General features: G+C 58.1%; 5 protein-coding genes. All 5 read left to right on the top strand.

Going from position 1 to position 7,226, the window contains the following annotated elements:
- The first annotated feature begins 161 nt into the window (after positions 1–161).
- Positions 162–437, top strand: a complete 276-nt coding sequence (locus tag ACPLUI_RS08790) for a hypothetical protein (protein WP_424659890.1) — start codon at positions 162–164, stop codon at positions 435–437.
- The gene (locus tag ACPLUI_RS08785; RefSeq protein ID WP_424659889.1) at positions 427–702 is read left to right on the top strand and encodes a PIN domain-containing protein; all 276 of its coding nucleotides are present in this window, start codon (positions 427–429) and stop codon (positions 700–702) included. The genes ACPLUI_RS08790 and ACPLUI_RS08785 overlap by 11 nt, the downstream gene beginning before the upstream one ends.
- A 223-nt stretch (positions 703–925) precedes the next feature.
- Positions 926–4,147 carry an ATP-binding protein gene (locus tag ACPLUI_RS08780; RefSeq protein WP_424659888.1) on the top strand — a complete coding sequence of 1,074 codons (3,222 nt, stop codon included), beginning with the start codon at positions 926–928 and terminating at the stop codon, positions 4,145–4,147.
- Positions 4,148–4,162: 15 nt separating this feature from the next.
- Positions 4,163–4,774 carry a DUF7680 family protein gene (locus tag ACPLUI_RS08775; protein ID WP_424659887.1) on the top strand — a complete coding sequence of 204 codons (612 nt, stop codon included), beginning with the start codon at positions 4,163–4,165 and terminating at the stop codon, positions 4,772–4,774.
- Positions 4,775–5,044: 270 nt separating this feature from the next.
- A partial coding sequence (locus tag ACPLUI_RS08770; RefSeq protein ID WP_424659886.1) for a DUF1156 domain-containing protein occupies positions 5,045–7,226 on the top strand: 2,182 nt, incomplete at its 3' end.

The raw sequence follows: 7,226 nt of genomic DNA, 5'->3' as shown, positions 1-7,226 counted from the left end.
TTTGAGAGAGCCGGTTTTAATGTAAAAATATAAAGGTGGCTTTCCTGGATTTGCCTCTCGGAGGCTTTTTTTCTTTCAAAGTGGTTGACCTGATTAATGCGATTGTATTCAGTGGTATATTTTATATAATATACACAGGGTATATACAAGGGGGTGATGGCTTGGAAAAAACCAGACTAACCCCAATCCGGTTTCTAGTTGACCTGCTGCTTGAGCTGGACAGGATTGTCGGTCAGGGGCAAAGGAGCAAGTTTATTATTGAAGCCACGCAAAAGGAATTGCTCCGGTTAAAACAAAAGAAGGCTTTACAGTCGGCGGCTGGGGTTTTCAAGAAAGAGGATTACCCCGGTTTTGCCGAGCCTGAAGATGTTTCCTCCTGGGTTCGCCGGTTGAGGGAGGAAGCGGAAGCCCGGAGGAGGAAGATTTTTGACCACTAATGGTTTTTTACTGGATACCACGATTTTAATCGATTTTTTCCGCAGGAGAAAAGAGGCAGTCGATATGCTCAACCGGCTGGTAGAAGCAGGCCCCCTGGCATGCTGTCCGGTTACAGTGGCCGAGGTTTTTTCGGGAGCAAGGCCCGAGGAGTTGCATAAAATAAAAGAATTTTTCAAGGCTCTGCTTTTTTATCCTGTTGAATATAAAACTGCCCGCCGGGCCGGTTTGTACCGGAGGGAATACGGGAAAAAGGCATCACCCTGAGTATTTCGGATACCATTATTGCCGCGGTGGCAGTGGAAAATTCCCTGACTCTGGTTACAAAGAACGTGAGGCACTTTCCCATGCCGGAACTGGTTGTAATTGAGCATGATTAACTTTATATAGCGCTCTCCGCCCGGCAACCGGTCAACCCCGCAAAGACCGGGCGGGGGATAAGGCGGAATCTGCAGCGGAAACCGGGAGCTAAGAACTGGAGGTCCGAAAAGTGAAATCAGTGCTGGATGCGTGCAAACCGCGGCCCGAGATCCTGGCTGGTACATTCAACCCCGAGGTTTTTACGGCGTCGCTCAGCCCGGTCGTCGAGTTTTATCGCAGCAGCCGGGGCATCATTGATAGTATTTACACCAGCGCGGAGCTCTTTTTCCGGGAGGCTACTTACCCGACCCAGGGTTTACGGTTGACTCTGGCGGAAGTTTTCGGCCGGATTGCGGGTGATCTGACCGTTCCGGCCATCCACCGGCTGGAGACGGCTTTTGGTGGCGGCAAGACCCACACGCTGATCGCCTGTACGCACATCGCCCATAAAGGTACGGAGTTGCGCAGCGTCATCCGGGACGTCCTCGACCCGGAGCTTCTCCCCGAGCCCGGCGAGATCGCCGTCGTTGGCGTGGCGGGTGATGAAATTCCAGTGCATAAGCCAAAGGGCAGGGCTTTAGTGCCTTACACCCTCTGGGGCGAGATCGCCTATCAGATCGGTGGAGAAAACCTTTACCGCGAGGTTGAGGATGAAGCGAACTCCCATGCCGCGCCCGGCAAAACGTATTTCGACAGGGTGTTTGCAGGTCGTAAGGTCCTCATCTTGCTGGACGAGCTGGCCCAGTACGCGGCGCGGCTTGAAGCGGCCCGGCCCGATGGCGCCAGCCAGCTGGCCGCCTTTTTAATGGCTCTTCACGGCTACGCCCGCAACCATCCGGGGATTGCGGTGGTGCTCACGCTTGCCAGCACAACAGATGCCTTCGCCAAACAGACGGAGCACCTGGCAAAGCTCATCAGCCAGGTGCGCGGCGAAGAGGTTGGCGAGGACGATGCTCTGGGGATTGGGGAAAGAGCCGTGAAGGGCGTAGCCAGCGTGGTTGCCCGTGACGCGGTCCAGGTCACGCCGGTTCAGGCGGCTGAAATTTCGTCCGTCCTCACCAAGCGGCTGTTTGTCTTCATAGATCGTGAAGCCGCCAGGGAAACCGCTGAGGAGTACATGGCGATGTACCGCCGGAACGCGGCCCTGCTGCCGGAGGAGGCTTCCAGCGATGACTTCAAGGGCCGGATGATCGCCAACTATCCGTTCCACCCGACCCTCGTTGATTTTCTTAATAAGAAGCTGGCCAATGCCGAAAACTTTCAGGGAACGCGCGGCGTCCTTCGGGTTCTCTCCCTTGCCGTGCGCAGCCTGTGGCAGAAGCAGAAGGCCGTTCCGATGATCCACGCGTGCCACCTTGACCTGCGCTCGGAGCGGGTGGTTAATGAAATCCTGGGCCGCACGGGCAGCTCGGACCTGCTCTTTGTTCTTAACGCCGATATTGGCGGCGTAGATACGGGCACGCTGGAGGGAGGCCACAGCAACGCGGAACTGGCCGACCGGCGCAACCCCCACCCGGAAGGCCACCCCCTTTATGAGTATACATGGAAGACCGTTTTCCTGCACAGCCTGGTCGGCCGCGAAGAGGGCCTGGGCTCAAAAATCTTCGGCCTCACCGAGTCCGAAGCCTGTTTTAACGTTTCCTTCCCCGGCTTAACGCCGCCGCAGGTGCGCACGGCGCTGGAAGAGATCAGCGAAAGCGCTTTTTACCTCCGGTACGAGCAGGGGAAATATTTCGCCAGCGAAGAGCCGACGATTAACAGCGTTCTGGCCAGAATCCGCAGGACGTTAAAAGCTGCCCAGGTGGAGGAGCTGCTGGAGGCGGCGGCACGAAAGGTGGTCACCGGGGGGGCGGGTTTGTTTCATATAGAGCATGATGTTTCGCTGCCGGAGCACCTGCCCGACGGCAAAGACCGGCCCGTGCTCGGGGTCGTTTCGTTAACTGCCGGGACGATTGATGTTGAAGCCATGGTGACCACAAAAGGCCAGAACAGGCCGCGGGAGCGGCAGAACCTCATTTTTCTCCTCGTTCCGGAAACCGTTATTGTGAAGGGGATAAACGATCAGGACGGGCTCTTCGAAAACACCCGCGTTTGGGACGCCCGGCAGCGAATTGATGGTACTGCCCGCCAGGTCATGGCCATGCGCCTGCTGATGGAGAAGCCGCAGAGCTACGGGGTAAACCCCCGCCGCCTGGAAGATGAAGATTTTCGGAAGCGCTACGCTGAACGCGAAAACGCCCTGCTTACCGATGTTTCGAGAATCTATACGGGCTTCTACTACCCGGGGTCAGCGGGATATATCGTGCGCAGGGAAATAAAGACTGCCGGGGGCGAAGGCGGGGCACCCTTTATCGAGCTGATCCGCGACGCGCTGAGCAAGGACGGCAAGCTCCTTACCGGCAGCAGCACAACTCAGGCCGACCTCCTGAACTTGAGCAAGCTTTTCTTCGAGCACGGCGACGCCGTAACTTTAAAGGAGCTGCGGGAAAACTTTTACCGCGTGCGCAGCTGGCCGGTGCTGGAGAGCCCTGTAGTTTTCGACCAGATCGTGCGGGCCGGGGTCCAGAAGGGCGTCTGGTGCGTCTTCCGCATGGATACCGGGGAAAGCGCGAAACCGGCCGAATTTTACGACCGGGAAAATGATATTCCGCTGGGGGTTGACCTGGCTGCCGGGGATTACGGGCTCATCACTCCCCAGGGAGCCAACCAGCGCGGCTGGGCAGTAAATCAGAAGGTGGACCCGGTTGAAGTGCGCGAGGGTGTGATTTATACTGTTGCCCGGGGCGGCGTTTCCACGGTGGAGAAGGTTGCCGAAAGCATGGCCGGGAAATACGGGGAGGTTCCCGTCCGGGAACTGGAGGAGGCCGTGGTGACGCTGGTGAAGAGCGGCCAGCTTTTCGTTTTTCGCGGCGCGCCGGATCAAAAGGAAAAACCCGATCTCATCCACGGTTCCGCGGCAGCCCTTTACACCCCTTTACCCGGTGACGTCCTGATCACGCCGGCTGAAGCGGCTGGACGGGGATGGGTGACCGCCGGCCGCCGCAGGTTTGTCCTGGAAGGAAAGGAAGGGGCCAGGAAGCTGCTGCCGCTGCTCCGGCGGCTGGGCAGCCTCTACAATAAAGGCGCCCGCTCCACCATTGAAAGTATGGATTTGATTGATCTGGAGCTTCCCGGCGGCGGCTTGATCCGGCTTCAACTGACCGGCGTTACCCCGGAATCCATGAAGGCTCTTGGCGAGCTTTTTGAAGTGCTGGCCGGCGTGGTACAGCAGGGCGAACAAACCGAGGCCATTCTTGAAATAACCGATCCGGATGATGATTGCTTATTCATCCAGGAGTTGAAGAAACAATAAGGCGGGGCGGATCAAATGGCAAACCGGAAGTCAAACACCGGCCGGGGCCTGTTGCCTGACCTGCAGCACCGCATCCGGCCCCTGCTGAAGAGTGCCCCCTGGATCCTGAGGGTAACCGAATATAAGGACAAACCGGCGCCCGTCCTGGTAATCAAAGAGCGCGGCGAAGGCGCGGATGACGCCCCAAATAACGGCGGGGTTCCGGGCAGGGTGGTTCTTAAGGACCGGGGTTTGCTCTACGGCCAGCCCCTGCGCCGTTGCCTGCCCGTGATCCGTAACATTGTCAGCCGCGTCTGCGACCATGCCGGGATCCCGCTCGAACTCCAGCGGTATTTTGGCAACGGGGGCATTGCGTTCAGGGGCAACCTGCCCCTGGACGAGGAGGCGGGCGCCAAGCTGTCGCTCATCTTCAAACTCCGGGAAGGCATCAAGGATATGGACCGGGTTGAGCTTATAGCCCGGCGGGTGCAGCGCTTCAGCCGCGAGGAAGCGGTCTACTGGTTGACGCGGGCGACCCAGTACGGCGGGGCGGCCAGCCGCTGGGCGAGGTCGGGTATGCGGATCATGCTCGGCGGCCAGCCCGGGGATGAGGAGATCATTCATATGCTGGAAAAGTTGCGTGAATAGAGAGTGGAATAAATGTTCCGTAATCCCGCTACGGTGCCGTGTTGTCCACGCTCACTCCAGTGCTCCGCGCTGACAGCACCGCGGCTGGCTTCGGACCGGACTAGCGGCGCTGCAAATGCGGACAAGGCTGTTGTGGCTTACTTTAATCTTTTTATCGTTTAGTAGGTTATCTTTTCTAAAGCTACATTTCGCTGCCGCTGGTTTCACGCCGCAGTCCGGTTACCCTCGCTTCGCCGGGTGCTGTTACCAGCGTGTGCTGCGTCGTTCGCTTTGGCCAACGCGGCACCTGACAGTGGTAGCGGGTTGACTGAACAGTTGCAGAGAGGAGATTGTTTCGTGGCGCAGCACGCTATACCCGGAACGGACATGCGCCTGATCGAGGCGGGCTTCCCCTGCCACCAGGTCGGCGCGGAGACCCAGCGGGAGCGGGGTGCAAGTTCCGCTCTCCCACCACTGTATTTTCTCCACGTCTGGTGGGCGCGGCGCCCGCTTGTACCCAGCCGCGCCGCTGTTCTCGGCTCGCTCCTGCCTGCCGGGACGGACCCGGACTGGTTTCTCCGCCAGCTGGGCATCGAAAAAGTGCAGGCCCTGGTGAACGGGGAGCCGTGGACGCTTACCGGTCGTTTGCTTAATTGTCTGGAAACCGATAAATATGGAACGGAGTGGTTGCCAGTTAATAATGCGGTTCTCAAGGCACTTGAGAAGGAGCAGGAACGACGGAAAAAGAACCGGGATCTTATCCAAAAGCTCTGCGACGCGGACCCGGGCCTTGGCAGCCATTCGGTGATTACACGTTGGCTACGAGAATCTCAGCCTCTGCCGAAGCCATGGCCTAAAAAGGGTGACCGCCTCCCGGTCCAACGGGTGGCGGCAGATCCGGCTCATGTTAATGAGCGGATTGAATTTGCTAACTCGGAACGTATAAAAAGCGTTTTAGGTTCTGTCCTTAAATGGGACAATGAAGACCTTTATGCCTACGGGCGGGCTTATGCTCACCATCCAGTTCCAATAAATAAATCATTGACAGTACTCGATCCAACGGCAGGAGGAGGTTCTATTCCATTTGAGGCCATGCGCCTCGGATGTAATGTTATTGCAAATGAGCTAAATCCTGTGGCTGCCGTAATCCTCTATGCCACTCTGAACTACCCGGCGAGGTTTGGGCTTGGTCTTATTGAGGACCTGGAAAAATGGGGCAACCGTCTTATCACACACGTTGAGGAAAAAATGGCTGATGTTACGCCATTTTCAACCCTCCCCAAAGAGGAACTGGAACAGCTCAAAAAACATTGTAATAACTGCCAGGAAGTTGTTTCCCAATTTGATGGGCCCGAGCAGGATCAAGTAGGATTAATTTATTGTCGCCAGGTTACCTGCCCCCATTGCGGCGGTGAAGCGCCCCTGCTGAACACCTGCTGGCTGTCGAAGGAAGGCGAAAAGTGGGGTGTGCGCATTGTCACGGACGGCCGGCCGAGGGGCGGCAGGGTCCGGTTTGAAACCTACCGCCTCAGGGGTAACCGGGGGCCGAACGGCGAGGACCCGGACTTCGCCACGGTGAAGGATGGTGTGGGCCTGTGCGTCCACTGCCGCCAGGCCATCTCCGCCGAAGAAATCAAAGCCCAGGCGCGGGGCACCTCACCCCACGGCAGGTGGCAGGACCGGCTTTACTGCGTGGTGGCCGTTCGCTACCAGCCAAAACTGGATAAACACGGCAGGCCCCAGCGTTACAAAAGCGGCGAGCGGGCCGGTGAAATTAAGACCGAGAGGGTGCGCTTCTTCCGGCCGCCCAACGACCGGGACCTGGCGGCCCTGGCCGAGGCCGAAAAGCGCCTGGCCGAGCGATGGCCCGGGTGGGAGCGTCAGGGGCTCATTCCGACGGAGCGATTCCCGGAAGGTAACGATATGCGCCCGGCTATTTACGGCATGACGCGCTGGTGCGATATGTTCACGCCGCGCCAGCTCCTGGGACACCTCATCCTGATAGAGGAGCTCAATCGCCTCAAGCCGCAAATCCTCCGGGAGCTGGGGGAGGAGCGGGGTCGGGCAGTTGTTACATATCTTCAGTTTATGATCGATAAAGGACTTGACTATAACAGCAAGCAGACACGCTGGGAATACACTCGAGGCATCGTAAAAGGGACCTTTGGGCGCCATGATTTTTCGTTGAAATGGACATTTGGTGAAATGATCTTTACCGGCCCCAACTCGGGCGCAGCCTGGGCGCTCGCGCAGGTCGTTGACGCCTACGCAGGAATGGCGGAACTGCTGGCGCCCCTGCACGCAAAGCTCAACGGGGCCGCGCCGCCGGTGACCATCCGGTGCGGCACGGCGGCCCGGATGGAAATCCCCGATGGTTCGGTGGATCTGATCTGTATCGATCCACCCTATTACAACAACGTCCAGTATGCAGAGCTGTCCGACTACTTCTACGTCTGGCAGCGCCGCACCCTCC

It is taken from the genome of Desulfofundulus sp. (assembly GCF_049701015.1).
GTDB lineage: Bacteria > Bacillota > Desulfotomaculia > Desulfotomaculales > Desulfovirgulaceae > Desulfofundulus.
Note: the sequence above shows the minus strand (reverse complement) of the source record. Positions and strands in the feature narration are given on the sequence as shown.